This is a genomic window from Arenimonas sp. (genome assembly GCF_044348765.1).
GTDB lineage: Bacteria > Pseudomonadota > Gammaproteobacteria > Xanthomonadales > Xanthomonadaceae > Arenimonas.
This window is the reverse complement of sequence record NZ_JBIKSE010000081.1, coordinates 1-3,101: the sequence shown is the minus strand read 5'-3', so window position 1 is coordinate 3,101 and position 3,101 is coordinate 1. Positions and strand designations below refer to the sequence as shown.

Genomic DNA, 3,101 nt, shown 5'->3' with positions numbered 1-3,101 from the left:
ACGTGGCACTGCCGGTGCCGTCACCGACCTTGGCAATCTGGCCTTCCTGCAGACCAGCCTTGGCGGCGGCTGCGGGATGCATGACTAGACGCGGCCCGGTGTTCAGCGGATGGGCCTGCAGGGAGGCGGCACGACGCGTCACGGCATCACCGCGGTAAATCGGACTGGTGCTGATGCGCTCGAAACCATCGCATACGGCATGCTTCGGTGAAAGGCCGACGCCGAAAGCTACCGTCTGTTTGGTCAGACCGGAACGCAGGCCATCGATGTCGGTGAAATTCAGGACCGGGAGTGCAGCGGCATCATAAAGGGCGCGCAACACGCGCCAGCCGCTTTGCGCGGAACCCGGCAGCTTGCCGGCGGCTTCGGCGTACTGATCACGGCCATCGACATTGGTCAAGGTGGCCTGAATTTCCGGCAGCAATCCAATGGGCAGAATCACATCGGCCAGTTCTTTCAGCGATTCGGTCACATAGGCACTGCAGGCGACGACTTTGGCGCCGACCAGGGCTTTGACGGCGCGCGTGGTGTCGCTGAAGTCGAACTGCGGCTCGATGCCGAACAACAGCATGGATTTCAAATCGCCGTTGAGCATGGCGTCCGCATGGCGGCCGCCCTCGCCCGGCAACACGCCGTGCTGCGCCAGACCGATGGCATTGGCGCCCTGCGGCAGTCGGCAGATACTGGCCTTGCCGGCCTGCTGCAAGGCCTTGGCGGCAGCGCGGATGTGCGATGCGTCACCGTGGTTTTCAGCGATTTCACCGAGGATGAGCACCGATCCTTCATCCAGCGCAGCGGCTAATGCCTTAAGCGAATCGGCAATCTTGGACGGCGGCACAATGGCTTTGGTCGCCGTATCGAAGGTGAATTCGAAATCGACCGGATTGATGACATGCACTTTGGCGCCGCGTTTGACGGCCTGATGGATGCGTTGGTGCAAAAGGGGCATTTCGTGGCGGATATTGCAACCGACCAGAACGATGCTGCCCGCCTTTTCAATATCGGCAACCGTTGCGTTGAAAACCTCGGCGACGGCTTCGTCAGCGAAATCGAGTTGTTTGATGCGGTGATCAAGGTTCCGGACACCCAGCGCATTAGCCAAGGACGCCAGCATGAACCCTTCTTCGTTGCTGCTGGCAGCATGAGCCAGGATGCCGGTTTCGGTGGCGGATGCCGATTTCAGCACAGCAACGGCGGCAGCCAGAGCTTCATCCCATGCGGCAACGCGCCAATGGCCGTTTTCTTTGAGCATCGGCTGGGTGGCGCGGTCGCTGCTGTACAGACCTTCATGTGAATAGCGGTCGCGGTCCGAGAGCCAGCATTCATTTACCGGTTCATTGTCACGCGGTACGGCACGCAGGACTTCGCCGCGGCGGCTGTGCAGATACAGGTTCGAGCCCAGAGCATCGTGATAGCCGAGCGATTCCTTGGCGGTCAGTTCCCAGGCGCGGGCCTTGTAGCGGAACACCTTGTTGGTGAGGGCGCCGACCGGACAGACATCGATGACGTTGCCGGAGATTTCACTCATCAAGGGCTTGCCGTCAAAAGTGCCGATCTGCAGGTTTTCGCCGCGGTAGATGCCGCCAAGCTCATAGGTGCCGGCAATTTCGGCTGAAAAACGCACGCAGCGGGTGCACTGGATACAGCGGGTCATGTCGGTGGCGACTAGCGGACCCATATCTTCATCGGGCACCACGCGCTTGCGGTCAACGTAACGGCTGACCGAACGGCCGTAACCCATGGACACGTCCTGCAGTTCGCATTCGCCGCCTTGGTCGCAGATCGGGCAGTCCAGCGGGTGGTTGACCAACAGGAATTCCATCACATTGCGTTGCGCATCGAGCGCGCGTTTGCTCTGGGTGAACACCTTCATGCCTTCCATCACCGGCGTGGCGCAGGCCGGCATCGGTTTTGGCGTCTTCTCGACGTCGACCAGACACATGCGGCAGTTAGCCGCAATCGGCAGTTTCTCGTGATAGCAGAAACGCGGAATCGGGATGCCGGCGGCATCGGATGCCTGGATAATCATCGAGCCCTTGGCGATCTGTACGCTTTCACCGTTGATTTCCAAGGTAACCAGATCGGCAGCAGCCTGTGGTTTGTCGGCGGTGGTGCTCATGCCGCGTTCTCCAGTTGCGCATCCACCCAGAAGCGTTTGTTCTGGATGGCGTATTCGAATTCATGCCAGTAGTGGCGCAGGAAACCCTGCACCGGCCAGGCGGCGGCCTCGCCGAAAGCACAGATGGTGTGGCCCTCGATTTGGCCGGCGGCGGCTTTCAGCATGGCTAAATCGTCTATGGTCGCCTCATGGGCAACGATGCGTGACAGCACCCGGTACATCCAACCGGTGCCTTCTCGGCACGGCGTGCACTGGCCGCAGCTTTCCTTATAGTAGAAACGCGAAATCCGGTGACAGGCACGTACCATACAGGTGCTGTCATCCATCACCACGACCGCACCGGAACCCAGGCCCGAGCCGGCTTTCTGGATTGAATCGTAATCCATGGTGCAGGCCATCATGGTTTCGGCCGGAAGAACCGGCATCGAAGAACCACCGGGAATCACCGCTTTTAATCTACGTCCGGCACGGATGCCGCCAGCCATGGACAGCAGTTCGCTGAACGGCGTACCCAGACGGATTTCGAAGTTGCCCGGATTGACGACATGGCCGGATACCGAGAAGATCTTCGGTCCGCCGTTGTTGGGCTTGCCCAGATTCAGGAACCATTCCGCACCATTGCGGATGATGGCCGGTACAGAAGCGTAGGTTTCGGTATTGTTGATGGTTGTCGGTTTGCCATACAGGCCGAAATTCGCTGGGAACGGTGGTTTGAACCGCGGCTGGCCTTTCTTGCCTTCCAGCGATTCCATCAGAGCGGTTTCTTCGCCGCAGATGTAGGCACCAGCGCCTAGCGCTCCGTACATATCGACATCGACGCCCGAGCCGAGGATGTTCTTGCCAAGCAGACCAGCCACATAGGCTTCCTTCAGGGCTTCTTCGAAATGCTCGAACGGTTCGTGGTGGAATTCGCCGCGCAGGTAGTTGTAGGCCACGGTCGAGCCGGTGGCGTAACAGGCGATGGCCATGCCCTCGATGACTG

The 3,101-nt window shown here is 59.9% G+C and carries 2 protein-coding genes; both read right to left on the bottom strand.

The features are described 5' to 3' along the window. Positions 1-2,119 (bottom strand): NADH-quinone oxidoreductase subunit NuoG (nuoG, locus tag ACIQ0Q_RS08610; RefSeq protein WP_395772528.1); only part of this gene is annotated, 2,119 nt, incomplete at its 3' end. Further along, on the bottom strand, positions 2,116-3,101 hold a 986-nt coding region (nuoF, locus tag ACIQ0Q_RS08605), incomplete at its 5' end, for an NADH-quinone oxidoreductase subunit NuoF (RefSeq protein WP_395772527.1). The genes nuoG and nuoF, both read right to left, overlap by 4 nt.